We start from the raw sequence: 16,188 nt of genomic DNA, 5'->3' as shown, positions 1-16,188 counted from the left end.
ATCGCTCAAGGCTTCGATAGTCAGCCCTCGAACCGGCTCATACTATTCGGACACCAAGCTGAAATCTCTTTGAATCGGAACCTCCACAACGGCGGAACGTCAATAAGATCTCCCTCTCCAACTATTTTTACTTCGTTCATGTGAAGATAGGTCGGCATGTCAACATCCGGAAGGTCGTCATCGATCAGGTAGATTCCATTATTTTCAATCAACGCCAATATTCCATCTGAAAGCCCTTCACCTCCAATCCCTGAGGCGCGCATTCGATCCAGCCAGGTCTGCACCCAGAATTCTCGCGATACCGCCAACCCAGTAAACACCGTACCGCCGACGACGACCGCAAGACTAAAGCTCTGCAGCGACTTATCCAGGAACGAAACCATCATTCGCAGAAGCCTATCGCCTTCGTGGTTACCTCGAACCCGAGGGAAGTCTTTCACTGTTATACCCGCTTTCACTCGTGTTAAGGTTAGCGATCCTATCAGCTCAACTTGCACCAGGAGGCCACTTTGACGCAGACCAAGCTCGCGGTGATGATTGACGGAGGATTCCTCGTCAAGGCAGGCTGCGCTACGCTGAACATTACAGTAGACGATTTGCATCTAAATCCACTCAGAATATCGAATTGGTGCAACTTTTCTGCTCGGCGAATAGGCGCAGACTTCATGCGGGCATACTGGTACGACGGAATTCATGAGCCATCGAATCCAGAATACGAAACGCAGCTGGCTCGCGTTCGCGGCCTTCGGAATCAGGCAGGAATCCAGACTCGCCTAGGAAAGCTCTCGAAGCGCCCCAACCCAGAGTGGTCTGAGATCCGAAAAGCACTACGACAAATTGGCGCAGACCCAGACGAGTTCAAGAAATACTATCCGATGTCGAAGTATCGGTACGAGCAGAAAGGGGTCGACACCCTTATTGTCCTGGACATGGTGAGACTTGCCCAACTAAATTCTTACGACACGCTTTTGCTGCTTGCGGGAGATACCGATCTTGCAGAAGCAGTTAAGACCGTTCAGGACTACGGCAAGCGCGTAATAATTGCACGACCGGAGAAATCCGGAAATGCAAGTGACCTATTTGATCTCGCAGACGAATCCGTGACACTCACGGCGGATACCTTGAAACACATGCTCCTGAAGACTCCCGACTTCGATGAGAAAATAGAAGAAATTCGAGCACGCAAGGGCACGTCCATGCCCCTAGAACTCTCAGAGGGCAAGTAAGTGATCAGCAGCACTGAGCACTGATGCCCCGACAATCCCCGAGGGGTTGTATTTTTAGCCTGCAAACCTTCGGAATAGCCCCTTCTTCTTTCCCTGCCACGTCGGCTTCCATTTCTGTTCCCTGCAGACTTCTTTAAAGGAAAGTGTCCCAATGCCGTGAAACGTGTAGATATCTTTGATTCGCATACCGAGAAGATGCTGGCGTTGAACCGCAGTGGCACCATACCCAAGATCCTCACGAGCAGCGACCAGAAATTCGCCGTACAAGTACATCAAGATAGGCGCCGGCGCCGCTGAGTAGATCGCTTGCATCCAATTATGGTAAGCCTGAACAGCTCTATCGGATCCGAAAATAGCAATCCAGGTGGCAAAGTCCCTCATCCTCGTAATCGGGTCCATGGCATCTTCACTCGCATTGTACCTACCATCAAGCATTTCACTTAGCATGTTGATCATCGGTTCATACGTGTTGAACTTCTTCTCTGATAAGCGAGCTTCAAGCTCTCGTGTCCGCTGAGCGTCGCTTTCTGCCCGGCGAGTGCGGAGAGCGTATCGGCCAGCGAAGATCGCGGAAACTATCGCCGCGACTGCAGGAATCCCTGCTACCGCAAGCGTTATGAGGATGGTCTGCGTGGGCATGGCGGGAGGATACCGACGACGAGCGACACTCGTGCACTGCTGAATTCAGCTTTATTGGATCAAGGCGCGCCGCCGTCGGCGGCGCGCGGCGGGCCAGTCGCCTACCAGCGTGGCCCGCATCCATCCGGGCACGTCGGGCTCCCGCTTCGCTCCGCCCGCCGGCCACGACGGCGCGGTCCTCTGCGGTGGCGTGGGCAGCGCGCCGCCAACAGCGGAACCACACCACTAGCTATCAGCCAACTCCGGTCGGGACGATCGCGCGGTGGTCAAGCTGACCGAACTGGGCACGGCGATCGGGTCTGCTGCACGAGTAGGTGACAGTGGTAGTCACGCAGCCCGGCTGGCTGGCGTGGTCATAATTGCTTCGTATTCGATAGGGGTCAACCGGCCGAGAGCGGCCTGGCGCCTGCGACGGTGGTAAGTGCGCTCGATCCAGGTCACGATCGCGATCCGCAGTTCCTCGCGCGTAGGCCAGCTGCGTCGGTTGAGAACGTTGTTCTGCAGTAACGCGAAGAAGCTTTCCATCGCGGCATTGTCACCAGCGGCGCCGACTCGGCCCATCGATCCGGCCAAGCCGTGATGAGTGAGCGCACGGACGAATTTCCTAGAACGAAATTGCGAGCCGCGGTCGGTGTGCACCACGCAGCCGGCGACCTCACCGCGGCGGGCGAGAGCGTTGGTGAGCGCGGTGACGGCCAGCCGCGACTTCATCCGGAAGTCGATCGAGTAGCCCACGATCCGGTTGGAACAGACGTCCTTGACCGCACACAGATACAGCTTTCCTTCTGCGGTGCGGTGTTCGGTGATATCGGCCAGCCACAGCCGGTTCGGCGCGGTAGCGGTGAAGTCGCGCCGGACCAGGTCGTCGTGCACCGGCGGGCCGGCCTTCTTGCCGGTGCGGCCGCGTTTCTTGCCGAACGCGCTCCACCAGCCCATGGATGAGCAGATCCGCCACGCGGTCCGATCCGCCATCGACCAGCCGGCGTCGCGGGCTTCGTCGGCCAGGAACCGGTAGCCGAACTCCGGGTCGTCGCGGTGCGCGTCGAACAACGCGTTCGCCCGCTGAGCCCGCTCGAGCTCGGTGGCGGTGACAGGGCGGGCACGCCATCGGTAGTACGGCTGTCGAGCGATGTTCAGGACCCGGCACGTCACCGCGACGGGGACCCCGTCGGCGGCGAGCTCGTTCACGAGCGGGTAGAGCCTTTTCCCGGGAGGTTCGCCTGCGACAGGTACGCGGTCGCGCGGCGCAGGATCTCGTTCTCCTGCTCCAGCAGCTTGATCCGCTTACGCGCCTCGCGCAGCTCCGCTGCCTCGGCCCGGCTCGCACCGGGCTTGGCGCCTTCCTCGACCTCGGCCTGGCGCAGCCACTTGAACAACGTCATCGGGTGCACCCCGAAGTCTTTCGCGATCTGCTCGACCGTCACACCGGGCTCGCGGTCACGCGCGACCCGCACGACATCGTCGCGGAACTCCTGGGGGTAGGGCTTGGGCACAGCGACATCCTCCCAGCTCACCATCACGGCAAGCCAACTCAGATGTCACCTGTCGGTGCAGCAGACCCATCGACTGCCGCGACGGCTACGCCGCCTTGCCATCGGTATGTGTCATCCACTGGACTGCACTCCGGCTCGAATCAACTCAGCCTGAACGTCCTCGATCGTCCAAGATGTGTCGATGATTGCGCCGCTGAAGGGCTCGCCGCGCTCATTCCAACTGGGCCATTTCTGGCGCAGCCGCTCATGCTCGTCCTCAGGAGCGAAGAGGAATCGGATATCGAGGAGGGTGAAGCGGAGCCCACCCGGCACACGCCACTCCCGCTCCCACTCGAACTCGTAGGTCCATCCCGGTCCTGAGCCAGGGTTGTCGATGAACGGCGTGAGTCCCCACAAGGGGTGCCCCTGGTCCACGCCTCCGCGCATCTCAGGGACCTTGAGTTCATGCACGTTGTCAGCCTGAACCGTGTTCCTCGGGAGGTACCAAACCGGTGCCCCACCCTGATCGCGTACAAAGGCTCGTTCAAACCCGCAGCCATACCGGCCATGGCGGTCAGCAAGCCTGTCCAACAGGCCAAGCGGGATCTCGCTGAAGCAAGCGGAGTGCTGCGTCACTCCTAGGCCATTGACGTCACGGGCGACCCCGAAGGCGCTCGGAGCAGCAATCTCACCTGCTTCCAAGATCGAACGAAGTGCATCCCGGCCAGTCAAGTGAACAAGGTAGTCAGACATGTCTTGCCACTCGGCGTGTCCCATAAAGCCCAGCACCACTTGCCGACCTCCTACACAGCATCTGCCGACGACATGGTGGTCACGAACAGCGGTACGGCGTCAAGACAGGAGATCAAGACTTGACCCGCACCGCTGTTTGCAAGGCTGGCTTTGAGTCAGCCGCCTTGGGAAGCGCCAGACCAAGATCAGGCCGTCTCCAGGCCGTCAGACGTGGATCAGCGTCGATCAACGACGGCAAACGTCGAGAACAAACCAGCAGCTCAAACAGGGTGCGGTAGCCCGAACCGCAGCTAGCCGGCCACCGGCGACAAACCTACGACGTGTGATCGGCGGCCCGACCGCGTGATCTGACCAAGGCCGAGGGCCGGGGGACTGTCTCAGTCGCCCGGCCCTTCGTCTTGTCCGCGTTCTCAGTCCCAATGGTTGAAGAGCGCCTCACCCAACGTGCCCGGCCGCCAGTAGGTGACGTCGTTCGGCGAGAGGTGCGGCCAGGCCGCGGCGTCGAACGGACCGTTCAGCTCTGACGGGTTGAGCACCCGAACTCCGGGGAGCAGCGCCGACACCACGGACACCAGTTCCGGGGCCTCGACGAACGTGAGCGGACCGGCGTCCGCGGCACCGCGGGGTTCCGCGACGGCCAGCACCTCGGAGTCACGCGTGCACGCCACGGCGACGGTGCGGCCGCAGCAGGCGATGAGTCCCTGGTGGAAGTTGGGCGTCACGTCGTCGGCCAGGCGGAACTCGACCACCTCGCCGCCCACGCGACGCGCAGCCTCGTGGCAGGCGCGCCGGAAATCGCGAGCGTCCGTCATCCGGTGAAGGTATCCGGCGGCTCAGGCCCCGAGCAGCGTCACGGTCGACGACGACCCGCTGACCCGGACGTTGGAGACGAGGACGTCGGCCTCCCCGCCTGTCGGCAGCTTGATCCGGGCCTCACCGCCGGTGAGCTCCTCGGCGGCGGTGCCGGCCCCGGAGAGCTGCCACTCACCGCCGTCGTTCACGGTCTCGATGAGGTCGACCCGCTCCATCGCGAACGCGTTGCCGTCCGCGTAGATGAGCCTGGCCGGTCCCGAGTAGCTGAACATCAGTTCTCCCCTGCGAGATGTCCCTGACGCAGTGACACACGTGCGGGACGGCCGCGGGGTTCACGATGATCCACAGAGGACTCACGCGGCGAGGCGCGACCTGACCTCCATCAGGGCCTCGCCGAGCAGGTTCAGCCCCAGCCACTGCGACGGGTCCGAGGCGCGCGGATCGGACGCCACCAGCCCGATGCCCCACACGCGGTCCTGTGGGCTCGCCTCGACCAGGACGCGGGATCCGGTGCCCAGCAGGTACGAGCGCAGCGCCGGGTCCTGGCCGAACTTCGCCAGGTTGCCCTCGACCACGATCGGCAGGCGCTGCGCGTCCCAGACCTCGCCGACGAAACCCGACACCTCACGGCCGAGCGCCTTGGCCTCGGCCGGGGTGCGGGCGGTCAGCACGCGCGCCGCCACGGCGGTGTCGTCGAACAGCAACGCCTTGCGCCACATCATGTAGTGCTCGGCTGACGCGAACGACCGGCCGTCCACCTCGAAGGTGCACGGCCACCACTGCGACAGGCAACCCTTGCCGATCTCACCGTTGTGTTCGGGCTGGTGGCCCCAGAAGAACAGGTACTTCACACAGGCAGGTTAGGCGAACTACTCGCGCGATTCCTCGGGCTTTTCGTCCGGCTCCGGCATCTCCGGTTCGCGCCACGCCTCGGAGCGCGTCGGGCCGTTGGCGCGGAGCTCGTTCTCGACCTCCTTCTTCAGGTGGTCGTCCTTCATGAAGCCGTGCGTGTCACTTCCGCGTTGCGTCATGCAACTGGAGGTACCCGGAACGGCCGGGAAATCACTTCGGGAGCGGGATTCCGGTGACCGTGATGGCGGCGCCGGTGGGCGCGAACTGGCCGGAGATCGACGAGAACGTCAGGGTGAGCGAGTTCACACCGTTGGCGATCTTCTCGTCGAGGACGACGGTGCCCGAGGTGGTGGTGCCCTGGGTGACGAGGCCGTCCCACTTGCTGCTCGACGCCGCGTAGGTGCGGTTCGAGTCGTCCAGGACGGCGATTCCCACGACGGGGAGGGTCATCCTGGCCTGGGAGGCGTTGGTGGCCGTCACGAAGAGCTTCACGCGGCCGTTCGCCGCTTCCACGCGGTTGACCTCTATGGTCAGCATGCCGCGCTGCTGCTTGAACGAGCCCGTCTGGACCTTCACGTCCGCGGACGGCTCTGTTGTTTCCAGTGCGGCGTCAGGAGTGTCGACGACGTTCGACGTGGTCGTCGTGGCGGTGGCGTTGGGCTGAGCGGCGGAGTTGTTGCCACTCAGTGCATACTCGATCACACCGAGTAGTGCGAGCACTCCGGCAGCCACGCCCGCGATGGCGATCACGGTCTTTCCTCGGCGCGTGACCCTGCGATGCTGCATGACTTCCTCTGCTAGACCCCCGAGACGACTACAGCTCCCCGCTGAGCGCGCCCTAGTCTCATCTCGATTGGGTGAAACGTCAATGCGCTAGTGTCCGCGCGTGTCTCAAGATGTCGCCGAATTCACGGCTCCTCAGCTGCTCACCACCCACGTCGTCGACTCGGCGGCCGAGGCCCTCGAGGCGGTTCAGGCCGCTGACGTGCTCGATCTCGGTGTCCGCGTCTACAACAGGCTCGTCCCGGACACCGACGACACCGAGTCGCTGGTCGAGGAATGGGTCGTCGAGGTCTACACCAGCGCTCCGGCGGTGGACCCCGATTCCGACGAGGACTGAGCAGGACAGGCGAGGGGCGTTCCGCGCGGAACGCCCCCGAACCTGAAGAAATACCTGAAGGTTTCAGACCGTCAGCACGACTTTTCCACGCACGTGGCCACCTTCGAGCAGCTTGTGCGCCTTGACGGCTTCCTGCAAGGGAAAGGTCTGCTGCACCTCGACGCGCAGCCTGCCGTCCGCGACGAGGTCCACGAGCCACTGCGTCTGCTCGGCGTTCGGCCGCGCCCAGGTGTTGACCACGCCGTTCTCCAGCGCCCTCGGCCCGTCCACAATGGACGTCATCCGCGCCCGGTCGCGCACCAGCTGCAACGACTGGTCGAACGCGAGTCCTCCCGCGTTGTCGACCACCACGTCGACCCGGCCGTCGCCGCCGACGAGTTCCGCGACCGCGTCCACCAGCGCGTCGCCGTAGGAGACCGGTTCGGCGCCCAGCGACCGCACGAACTCGTGGTTGCGCGGCGACGCCGTGCCGATCACGCGCGACGCGCCCAGTTCCCGCGCGATCTGCACCTGGAGGTGCCCGACGCCGCCGGCCGCCGCGTGCACGAGGACGACGTCACCGGAACCGGCACCGACGGCCTTCAGCGACTGCAGCGCCGTCAGCCCGGCCAGCGGCAACGCGGCCGCGGTCACGAAGTCCACGGTGGACGGTTTGCGCGCGACCATCCGGTCCGGCAGCGAGACCAGCTCGGCGTAGGTGCCGAACTGGACATGGTCCTTGCGCGCGTACGCGAGCACCTCGTCGCCCGGTTCCCAGTCCTGCACGCCGATGCCGACGGCGCGCACGACGCCCGCCACGTCCCAGCCCGGGATCAACGGCGTGTGGTGCGGCATGAGCCCCTGCAGGTACCCGGCTCTGATCTTGTAGTCCACCGGGTTCACCCCGGCGGCACGCACCTCCACCAGGACCTGGTCGGGCCCGAGCAACGGGTCGGGCAGCTCCTGCAACGACATGACCTCGGCGTCGCCGAACTCGGTCAGCGCGATGGCTTTCACGGTTTCTCACCGTAGAAGACACGCTCCGCCACCGCACGTGCACGGCGGGTGGTCCTGCGGTATTCCTCCAGGAACTCCCCCGGATCGCCGCCGGGCGGGTGCCCCATCACCGACGCCACCGCGACGAGGTCGCGCCCGGACGTCGGCAGTTGGTCGGAGGCCTTGCCCCGCACCAGCGTCACGGCGTTGCGGGCCTGCGTCGCGAGGTTCCACGCGGCGGTCAGTTCGGCGGCGTCCCCGGCGGCGAGCAGGCCGGCGTCGACGGCGGCCCCCATCGCGGCCATTGTGGACGGTGTGCGCAGTCCCGGCACAGCCCCGGAGTGCTGCAGCTGCAACAACTGCACGGTCCACTCGACGTCCGCGAGCCCGCCGCGACCGAGCTTGGTGTGCGTGCTCGGGTCGGCACCGCGCGGCAGCCGTTCCGCGTCGACCCGCGCCTTGATCCGCCGGATCTCCCGCACGGACGCCGCGTCGAGGCCGTCGGCCGGGTACCGCAGCGGCGCGATCAACGCCTCGAACTCGGCACCCAGTTCGGCGTCACCCGCGAGGAACCGGGCGCGCAGCAGCGCCTGCTTCTCCCAGATCTCCGCCCACTGCCGGTAGTACGCGCGGTAGGAGTCGAGCGTCCGGACCAGCGGCCCCTGCCTGCCCTCGGGCCGCAGGTCCGCGTCGACCTGCAGCGGCGGGTCCTGCGACGGCGCGCCGAGCAGCCGCCGGATCTTCTCCACGACCCCGCTCGCCCACTTCACCGCGTCGGCGTCGGACACACCGTCCAGCGGCTTGCAGACGAACAGCACGTCCGCGTCGGAGCCGTAGCCGAGCTCGTGGCCGCCGAGCCGTCCCATGCCGATCACGGACAGCGCGGCGACGGGCTCACCGGACGAGCGCACGGCCGCGTCCAGAGCGCTCTGCAGCACCGAACCCCACACCTCGGACAGCGAGACGCACACCGTCTCCAGGGGCATGAACCCCAGCAGGTCCGCGGCGGCGATCCGCAGCATCTCGTGGCGCCGCAACGACCGCGCGGCCGCGATGGCCCGCGCCGCGTCGCCGTACCGGGAAACGGCGCTGCGCAAGGGTTTCCCGATCGCGTGCGGGTCACCGCCGACGAGCGCGTCGGTGTCCGCCAGCAGCCGCAACACCTCCGGCGCGCGCACGAGCAGGTCCGGCACGAGCCGCGAGGTGCCCAGCAGCACCGCGAGCCGTTCGACGACCGCGCCCTCGTCCCGCAGAAGCCTCAGGTACCAGGGGGTTTCCGCGAGTGCCTCGGACACCTTCCGGTACGCGAGCAGCCCACCGTCCGCGTCGGGCGTGCCCGCGAACAGGTCGAGCAGCACCGGCAGCAACGCGCCCTGGATGCGGGCACGACGGGACATCCCGTGCGTCAACGCCTGGATGTGCCGCAACGCGCCGTCGGGCGAGGTGTAGCCCAAGGCCGCCAGCCGGGCCACGGCCTCCTTGGTGGTGAGCCGCAACGCCTCGGTCGGCACGCCCGCCACGGACTGCAGCAGCGGCCGGTAGAAGAGCTTCTCGTGCAGCCGCCGGACCTGGTTGGCGTGCCTGCGGAACTCCGCGAGCAGCACCTGCCCCTCGGACCTGCGCCCGTCCGCCGCCAGCCCCACCGACCGCGCCAGCCACCGCAGCGCCGTCACGTCGTCGTCGGCCGGGAAGAGGTGCGTGCGCAGCAGACGCTGCAGCTGCAGCCGGTGCTCCAGCGTGCGCAGGAACCGGTACGAGCGCCCGAAGTCCGCGGCGTCGTCCCGCCCGACGTACCCGCCCTGGCCCAGCGCGGCCAGCGCGGCCGTCGTCGCCTGGATGCGCAGGCCCTCGTCGGAACGCCCGTGCACGAGCTGCAGCAGCTGCACCGCGAACTCGACGTCGCGCAGACCGCCGCGGCCGAGCTTCAGCTCGCGGTCGGCGAGCGGGGTCGGCACGTGGTCCTCGACCCGGCGCCGCATCGCCTGCACGTCCTCGACGAAGTTCTCGCGCTCCGCCGCCGTCCACACGTACGGCCGCACGACGTCGAGGTACGCCTGTCCCAGCTCGGCGTCCCCGGCGACCGGCCGCGCCTTGAGCAGCGCCTGGAACTCCCAGGTCCGCGCCCACTTCTTGTAGTACGACGCGTGCCCGTCGAGCGTCCGGACCAGCGCGCCCGCCTTGCCCTCGGGCCGCAGCGCCGCGTCGACCTCGAAGCACGACTGGCCCGCGATCTGCATCATCGTGCTGGCCAGCCGGGTCGCCACGCCCAGATCACCCTCGGCGACGAACACGACGTCGACGTCGCTCACGTAGTTCAGCTCGTTGGCGCCGCACTTGCCCATGGCGATCACCGCGAGCTGACACCGGTCCGAGGCCCCGTTCACGCGTGCTTCGGCGAGCTTCAACGAAGCCCGAAGAGCGGACACGGCCAGATCGGACAGTTGCGCGGCCACCGTGTCGTACGGGACGAACGGCAGATCGGGCTCGACGACGTGCGCCAGGTCGTTGGCGGCCACGAGCAGCAGCTTCGCCCGGTACTCGGTGCGCAGCACGTCGCCGTCGCCCAGTTCGAGCGACACGTCGACCTCGTCGGTGAGCGAACGCCACCGCTCGGGGTTCACGACGAGGAAGTCCGACAGCGCGGTGGACGAGCCGAGCACGGCGAGCAGGCGCCCGCGCACCACGACGTCCTCGTGCAGCGCGGCCGACAGGGCGTCCCAGTCGGCGACGGCGTGCAGGCGTTCGAGGCCCCGCAGCGCGAGGTCGGGATCGGGGCAGCGGGACAGCGCGGACAGCACCGGCTCGGAACCCTCGGTGGGCCGGCGGTCGGCCCACAGGCCGAGACCGCGCAGCACTTCCTCGCTGCGCGGCTCGGTGAGGCCGAATCTTGCGGGAGACGCGTGGCGGACTGGTTCGCTCATCGTGAGCCAACCCTAATGCCCGCACACCTCTAGAAGACGATCAGCGAGAGCCCGTACAGCACCACGGCCACGCACCCGGCGAAGCTCGCGTACGCGGGGACCTTCTTGTCACCCGACAGTGCGCGGATGCCGACGACGAACAACGTCACGACCAGAACCGTGACCAGCAGCGTGGCGCCGAAGACCTGGAGCAGCGCCGTCCAGTCGACCTTCATGCCGCCACCTTGTGCAGTTCGGCCTGGGCGGCGACCTCGTCGACGATGTGCTCGGGCTTGACCGGCTCGCGCCGCGCCATGATCCAGATGACGAGCGACACGACGATGCCGATGGCGGCGACGCCGATGATGCCGCCGGTGCCGGTGGACGCCCACTTGCCCGCGAGCGCGCCGACGATGCCGGCGGCGGGGAGGGTGAGCAGCCAGCCCGCGGCCATCTTCCCCATGGTGCCCCACTTGACGCCGCGGCGGTCACGGCCGAGGCCGGAGCCCATGATGCCGCCGGACGCCACGTGCGTGGTCGACAGGGCGAAGCCGAGGTGCGACGACGCGAGGATCGCGGTGGCGGTCGAGGTCTGCGCCGCGAAGCCCTGGGCGGGCTCGATGGTCGTCAGGCCGCGGCCCAGCGTGTGCGTGATGCGCCAGCCGCCGAGGTACGTGCCCGCCGCGATCGCGAGACCGGCGCTGACGATCACCCAGGTGGGCGGGCCGGAGCCGGGGGCGAGGGAGCCGGACGTGATCAGCGCGAGCGTGATGATGCCCATCGTCTTCTGCGCGTCGTTCGTGCCGTGCGCGAGGGAGACGAGCGAGGCGGACGCCACCTGGCCGACCTTGAAGCCGGTGTGCGCGACGCGCGGGTCGGCGGCCTTCTTGAGGCGGTAGACGACGATCGTGGCGATGGCCGCGACCAGGCCGGCGACGAGCGGCGCCACGATGGCGGGCACCAGGACCTTGTCGACGACCTTGGCGAAGTGGATGGCGTCCACACCGGACGCGACCCAGGCGGCGCCGATCAGGCCGCCGAACAGCGCGTGCGACGAGCTGGAGGGCAGGCCGACGTACCACGTGACGAGGTTCCACATGATCGCGCCGACCAGCCCGCCGAAGATGATCGCGGGCGTGATCTGGGCGTCGTCGACGATGCCGCCGGAGATGGTCTTGGCCACCTCGACGGACAGGAACGCCCCCACGAGGTTGAGAACCGCCGACAACGCGACCGCCGTGCGGGGCTTCAGAGCACCCGTGGCGATGGAGGTGGCCATGGCGTTGGCCGTGTCGTGGAACCCGTTGGTGAAATCGAAGATGAGAGCAGTGACAACAACGATGATCACTACAAGTGCGGGATCCACACTGATCCTCCGGCTGGATCGAACAAGCTGTCCAGGAGGTTACGGTACCGCCAACGGAGGACGTCTTAAAACCTACGAAAGTAACGTCACACCAACGGAAGTTGTGTGCCGAGACCGCCCGCGGGCAACAGTTCTCCCCGAACGAGTTTCGCGAATCTGGCGACGAACGGCTGCCACACCTCCTCGAAGTCGCGGTGCGCCTGCTCGAGGAACTCCTGGTCGAAGTGGTGCGCCCGCGCACACGCCGCCGAATCAGGGTCCTTGGCCGCCCAGTTCAAGACGATTTCCGGTGTCGTCTCGATGTGGAACTGCAGGCCGTAAGCACTCGCACCGACACGGAACGCCTGATTCGGATATTTCGGGGACGCCGCGAGCTGTTCGGCGCCGGGCGGCAGCAGGTGCACCTCGTCGTTGTGGAACTGCAGGACGTCCGGGGTGAACGGCAGGTCGGCGAACAACGGGTCGGTGCCCGCCGCGTCCCGCTTCGCGACCAGCAGCACGCCGACCTCCGGCCCTTGTGGACCCTTGCGCACCTGACCGCCCGTGGCGGCCGCGAGCAGCTGCGCGCCGAGGCAGATCGCGAGCGTCGGCAGCTTCTTCGACACGGCGCTCGACAGCAGCCGGCGGGCGTCGGCGAGCCACGGGTGGTCGAGGTCGTCGAGCGCCCCCATCTCGCCACCGAGGCAGATGACGCCCTGGTAGCCGTCGAGGTTCTGCGGCGCGGGCTCGGTCTTCAGCTGCACGAGGTCGAGCTCGACGCCCTCGGCTTCGAGCCAGTCGCCGAGCTTGGCCAGCGGGTCCGACTCCGAGGGCTGCAGAACGAGCAGGCGTGGTGCGTTCACGCACCCGAGCCTAGTGCCGCGGCAGTCGGCCTTTGCCCCGGCTTCGGCGTTCAGGTGGCCGCATCGTGGTGCCGGCCCCGCGTCCCTGTACTGGTTGTACCGGGGCGCGGGGCCGGTGCCGCGAGGTGGCCCGCTGAACGCCGGAGGCGCGGCGAAGGCCGGCTGTCGCGGCACTAGGTGGGCGCAGGTCAGCAGTGACACGCGACCTTCGATACACCCTCCGTGACGAGCCCGTCCGACTCGATCGGGTAACCCGCCTCCCGCCACGCGGTGATGCCGCCGGAGAGCCGCTTCACCCGGTAACCCCGCTGGGCGAGCGCGAGGGCGCCCTTGGTCGCCGCGTTGCACTGGAAGCTCTCGCAGTAGCAGATGTAGACCAGGTCCGGGTCGAGGTCGAGGGTGGCGGGCAGGTCGCGGTAGGGCAGGTTGATCGCGCCGGGGATGCGCGCCTGCGCAAACGCTTCCGGTGCCCGCGTCTCCACCAGGACGTAGCCGGTGGTGTCGCCGTTCTGGAGGTCGCGGTGCACGTCGTCGGGGTCGGCCTCGAACGCGAGGTCGGCGGCGAAGTGGGCGGCGGCGGCCTCCGGGGTGGCGGCGGGGAAGCGCAGTGCGTTCGTCATGCCCTCGATCCTGCTGGCGCCGGTCCTCTGAGGACATGCGGAAGTCCAGGCGTTCGAACCGTTCTCCCTATGATTTCCAGGTGGAACTGGACGCTGTGGACTGGAAGATCCTGTCGCTGTTGCAGGAGGACGGGCGGCTGTCGTTCACCGCTCTGGGACGCGAGGTGTCGCTGTCCGCGCCGGCGGTGACCGAACGGGTCCGCCGCCTGGAGTCGCTCGGGGTGATCACCGGCTTCACCGCCGTGGTGTCGCCGGCGCGGCTGGGGCTGCCGATCGAGTCGATCGTGCGGGTGCGGGTGCGGTCGCTCGACACGCCCCGGTTCCGCACGCAGGTCCTGGTGCTGCCGCAGGTCCTCGACGCCGACCACGTGACCGGCGACGACTGCTGGTTGCTGCGGGTCGTCTGCCGGTCGATGGTCGAACTGGAGGAGCTCGTAGAGGTGATGCAGCGGTACGGCGACACGACGACGTCGCTGGTGTTCTCGTCGCACGTGCGCAACCGCCCGCTGTCACCCGAGCTGTTCGGTTAGGACCAGCGGTACTCCGACCAGTCGGAGACCGGGCGGAACCCGATGCCCTGGTACACCGAGTTCGCCGTGGGGTCGGCGAGGTCCGCGGTCAGCACGACGTGGTCGACGCCTTCGCCGTACGCCCACTGGCTGACCGCCGCGGTGGCCGCGGCCGCGTAGCCGTGCCGGCGGTGCTCGGGCGGGGTGTAGACAGGGCCGACCCTGGACACGCCGCCGACGGGGGCGGTGCTGCCCGCCCAGGAGACCGGGACGCCGTCCACGAGCCACAGGACGTGTCCCGCGTCCATCCACCGGCTGTCCATCGCCCGCTTCTCGGCTTCTTCGCGCGGCAGGCCGTCGAGCTCCTCCACGAACCGGATCCACCACTCGGTGATCAGGTCGTCGTCGGCCGGGGTGGTGAGCCTCGACTCCCCCGGGACGTCCGGCACGAGCAGCTCCTCCAGCCGGTACAGGCGCAGAGCGTACGTCTCCGTGCCGCCTTCCCGCCAGAGCCGGCGGAACGCCTCGACCCTGTCCCGCGTGCCGGTGACCTCGTTGATGTCCTCATCTCGCAGGACCTCGGCCACGAGAGGCGCGGCGGTGACCGGCATGGCCGCGACGTGCAGCGGGCGGCCCTCCATCCTGGTCACCGCGCCGACGACGTTCCCGTTGTCGTGCAGGGAGATCAGCGTCACCGCCGGTCTGCGTCCCCGCAGCGCCGCGTCGACGCCGGTGAGGTGCACGCTGTGGTTCACCGGGTCCGCGTCGAGGAAGTCGCCCGCCGTGGCGAGGAAATCGCTGATGTCGTTGTGGCTCAGTGCTTCCACCAGAACTCCGCCCAGTCGTCGAGTGGTTCGTAGCCGATCTGCTGGTAGATCGAGTTCGAGGTCGGGTTGGTCAGGTCCGCGAAGAGCAGGACGTCCGCGGCGCCCTGGCCGAGTGCCCACTGCGTGGCGGCCGCGCTGACCGCGGCCCCGTAGCCGCGGCGGCGGTGCGCGGGCGGGGTGTAGACCGGGCCGATCCTCGTCATGCCCGCCTGCGGGAGGCTGGCCGCGGCCCACGCGACCGGTGTGCCGTCGATCACCCAGAGGGCGTGGCCCTGCCCCAGTCGCAACGACGTGCGCATCGCGTCCGCGGCCGGGGCGGGTGGTGCCTCCGGCACGGCCTCCGCGACGAACGCCTCGCGCCAGGCGACGAGGAGTTCCACGTCGTCTTCCGTCGCCATGCGGCTGGTGCCTTCGACGGCCGGTGGGGCCAGGGTCGTCAGCCGGTACTGCCGGGTGGCCAGGGTCTCCCTGCACTCCTTGCCGGTCGCTGTGGCAAACGCCTCAGATCTCTCCCGCGGACCGGTCACGCCGGGAGCGTCCGGATCGACCCTGCCGGCGACGGAGACCGCGAGCTCCACCGCGTCGAGGGGGAGGTCGGCTGCCTGGAAGGGCCAGGGCGGGGTGCGGACGAGAGAGCCGACGACTTCGCCGCGGTCGTGGAACGTGATCAGGATCGGCGCTTCCTCGGTGGCCGGCGAGCGGCGGATCCGGTCCAGGGAGGTCAGGGCCACCGTGTTCCGCACCGGATCGGCTGTCAGCCGTTCGTGGGTGGCGGCGTCGAACGATTCGAGTGTGACGTGCACGACCGCGTCCATGGGGTCCATCGAATCAGGCCGCGCAAGCGAGATCCGGATATGCAGAAGACCCCTGAGGGGAGCACCGGAGTGCTCGACCCTCAGGGGTCTTCTGGAAATAATGTTCGGCGACGACCTACTCTCCCACACCGTAACCAGTGCAGTACCATCGGCGCAGAAGGGCTTAACTACCGGGTTCGGAATGGGACCGGGTGTTTCCCCAACGCTATGATCACCGAAACTCTGTGGAGTTGTACCTGCGGCGATCGGTATGCCGCTCGGTTCTTCCAGAACCGCACAGTGGATGCGTAGCGTCTTTGTAACAAGTCCTCGGCCTATTAGTACCAGTCAGCTCCAACCGTTACCGGTCTTCCACCTCTGGCCTATCAACCCAGTGGTCTAGCTGGGGGCCTTAACCCACAAAGGGTGGGATACCTCATCTTGGAACGAGCTTCCCGCTTAGATGCCTTCAGCGGTTAT

The 16,188-nt window shown here is 67.1% G+C and carries 20 protein-coding genes and 2 rRNA genes; 3 read left to right on the top strand and 19 right to left on the bottom strand.

Features of this window, described 5'->3' with window-relative positions; genetic code table 11:
* Positions 1-20 precede the first annotated feature (20 nt).
* Positions 21-386, bottom strand: a complete 366-nt coding sequence (locus BMY74_RS44375) for a hypothetical protein (protein WP_143091748.1) — start codon at positions 384-386, stop codon at positions 21-23.
* 123 nt (positions 387-509) lie between these two features.
* Here BMY74_RS44375 and BMY74_RS29625 point away from each other — a divergent pair, with 123 nt between their 5' ends.
* Positions 510-1,226 carry an NYN domain-containing protein gene (locus BMY74_RS29625; protein WP_143091747.1) on the top strand — a complete coding sequence of 239 codons (717 nt, stop codon included), beginning with the start codon at positions 510-512 and terminating at the stop codon, positions 1,224-1,226.
* Between the two features lie 54 nt (positions 1,227-1,280).
* Here the strand turns inward: BMY74_RS29625 and BMY74_RS44370 are convergent, their stop codons facing one another.
* From BMY74_RS44370 to BMY74_RS29595, 8 genes are all read right to left on the bottom strand, one after another.
* Positions 1,281-1,865 (bottom strand): hypothetical protein, encoded by a 585-nt coding sequence (locus BMY74_RS44370; RefSeq protein WP_143091746.1) that lies wholly within the window; start codon positions 1,863-1,865, stop codon positions 1,281-1,283.
* A 327-nt stretch (positions 1,866-2,192) separates the two neighbouring features.
* Positions 2,193-3,358 (bottom strand): IS3 family transposase gene (locus tag BMY74_RS29620; protein WP_089921791.1). Its coding sequence is split into 2 segments (ribosomal slippage): positions 2,193-3,071 and positions 3,074-3,358, totalling 1,164 coding nucleotides; the frame shifts between segments, so codons are not numbered across the junction.
* 111 nt (positions 3,359-3,469) lie between these two features.
* Complete coding sequence (locus BMY74_RS29615; protein ID WP_089921790.1) at positions 3,470-4,129, bottom strand: hypothetical protein; 660 nt, start codon at positions 4,127-4,129, stop codon at positions 3,470-3,472.
* A 371-nt stretch (positions 4,130-4,500) separates the two neighbouring features.
* Positions 4,501-4,902, bottom strand: a complete 402-nt coding sequence (locus BMY74_RS29610; RefSeq protein WP_089921789.1) for a hypothetical protein — start codon at positions 4,900-4,902, stop codon at positions 4,501-4,503.
* A 21-nt stretch (positions 4,903-4,923) separates the two neighbouring features.
* Complete coding sequence (locus tag BMY74_RS29605; RefSeq protein ID WP_089921788.1) at positions 4,924-5,175, bottom strand: hypothetical protein; 252 nt, start codon at positions 5,173-5,175, stop codon at positions 4,924-4,926.
* An 81-nt stretch (positions 5,176-5,256) separates the two neighbouring features.
* Positions 5,257-5,754, bottom strand: a complete 498-nt coding sequence (locus BMY74_RS29600) for a riboflavin biosynthesis intermediates N-glycosidase (RefSeq protein WP_089921787.1) — start codon at positions 5,752-5,754, stop codon at positions 5,257-5,259.
* Between the two features lie 18 nt (positions 5,755-5,772).
* A complete protein-coding gene (locus BMY74_RS45275) occupies positions 5,773-5,934 on the bottom strand; it encodes a hypothetical protein (protein ID WP_177229979.1) in 162 nt (53 codons plus the stop codon).
* Positions 5,935-5,965: 31 nt separating this feature from the next.
* Positions 5,966-6,505 (bottom strand): hypothetical protein, encoded by a 540-nt coding sequence (locus BMY74_RS29595; protein ID WP_089921786.1) that lies wholly within the window; start codon positions 6,503-6,505, stop codon positions 5,966-5,968.
* Between the two features lie 136 nt (positions 6,506-6,641).
* Between BMY74_RS29595 and BMY74_RS29590 the strand changes: the two genes are divergently transcribed.
* Positions 6,642-6,875 carry a hypothetical protein gene (locus BMY74_RS29590; protein WP_089921785.1) on the top strand — a complete coding sequence of 78 codons (234 nt, stop codon included), beginning with the start codon at positions 6,642-6,644 and terminating at the stop codon, positions 6,873-6,875.
* A 63-nt stretch (positions 6,876-6,938) separates the two neighbouring features.
* Here the strand turns inward: BMY74_RS29590 and BMY74_RS29585 are convergent, their stop codons facing one another.
* The 6 genes from BMY74_RS29585 to BMY74_RS29560 form a co-directional block, all read right to left on the bottom strand.
* Positions 6,939-7,871: an NADP-dependent oxidoreductase gene (locus BMY74_RS29585; protein ID WP_089921784.1), complete on the bottom strand. Its 933-nt coding sequence runs from the start codon at positions 7,869-7,871 to the stop codon at positions 6,939-6,941.
* A complete protein-coding gene (locus BMY74_RS29580) occupies positions 7,868-10,771 on the bottom strand; it encodes a bifunctional [glutamine synthetase] adenylyltransferase/[glutamine synthetase]-adenylyl-L-tyrosine phosphorylase (protein ID WP_089921783.1) in 2,904 nt (967 codons plus the stop codon). Before BMY74_RS29580 ends, BMY74_RS29585 begins: the two co-directional genes overlap by 4 nt.
* A gap of 29 nt (positions 10,772-10,800) precedes the next feature.
* Positions 10,801-10,986, bottom strand: a complete 186-nt coding sequence (locus BMY74_RS29575) for a hypothetical protein (protein ID WP_089921782.1) — start codon at positions 10,984-10,986, stop codon at positions 10,801-10,803.
* Positions 10,983-12,116: an inorganic phosphate transporter gene (locus BMY74_RS29570; RefSeq protein WP_089921781.1), complete on the bottom strand. Its 1,134-nt coding sequence runs from the start codon at positions 12,114-12,116 to the stop codon at positions 10,983-10,985. Before BMY74_RS29570 ends, BMY74_RS29575 begins: the two co-directional genes overlap by 4 nt.
* A gap of 86 nt (positions 12,117-12,202) precedes the next feature.
* On the bottom strand, positions 12,203-12,958 hold the full coding sequence (locus tag BMY74_RS29565) for a type 1 glutamine amidotransferase (protein WP_089921780.1): 756 nt from the start codon (positions 12,956-12,958) through the stop codon (positions 12,203-12,205).
* 188 nt (positions 12,959-13,146) lie between these two features.
* Positions 13,147-13,578: a rhodanese-like domain-containing protein gene (locus tag BMY74_RS29560; protein ID WP_089921779.1), complete on the bottom strand. Its 432-nt coding sequence runs from the start codon at positions 13,576-13,578 to the stop codon at positions 13,147-13,149.
* An 80-nt stretch (positions 13,579-13,658) separates the two neighbouring features.
* Here BMY74_RS29560 and BMY74_RS29555 point away from each other — a divergent pair, with 80 nt between their 5' ends.
* Complete coding sequence (locus BMY74_RS29555) at positions 13,659-14,108, top strand: Lrp/AsnC family transcriptional regulator (RefSeq protein WP_089921778.1); 450 nt, start codon at positions 13,659-13,661, stop codon at positions 14,106-14,108.
* On the opposite strand, the gene BMY74_RS29550 is transcribed toward BMY74_RS29555, so the two are convergent.
* From BMY74_RS29550 to BMY74_RS29535, 4 genes are all read right to left on the bottom strand, one after another.
* Positions 14,105-14,914, bottom strand: coding sequence for a GNAT family N-acetyltransferase (locus BMY74_RS29550; RefSeq protein WP_089921777.1), 810 nt, complete (start codon positions 14,912-14,914; stop codon positions 14,105-14,107). The two genes, BMY74_RS29555 and BMY74_RS29550, sit on opposite strands and share 4 nt — an antisense overlap.
* Positions 14,902-15,729, bottom strand: a complete 828-nt coding sequence (locus BMY74_RS29545; protein ID WP_177229978.1) for a GNAT family N-acetyltransferase — start codon at positions 15,727-15,729, stop codon at positions 14,902-14,904. The genes BMY74_RS29550 and BMY74_RS29545 overlap by 13 nt, the downstream gene beginning before the upstream one ends.
* A gap of 102 nt (positions 15,730-15,831) precedes the next feature.
* A 5S ribosomal RNA gene (gene rrf, locus BMY74_RS29540) occupies positions 15,832-15,948 on the bottom strand.
* 78 nt (positions 15,949-16,026) lie between these two features.
* Positions 16,027-16,188: ribosomal RNA gene (locus tag BMY74_RS29535) — 23S ribosomal RNA — on the bottom strand; the annotation flags it as partial.

This window comes from Lentzea albida, assembly GCF_900111005.1.
Classification (GTDB): Bacteria; Actinomycetota; Actinomycetes; order Mycobacteriales; family Pseudonocardiaceae; genus Lentzea; species Lentzea albida.
This window is presented reverse-complemented; position numbering and strand designations above follow the sequence as displayed.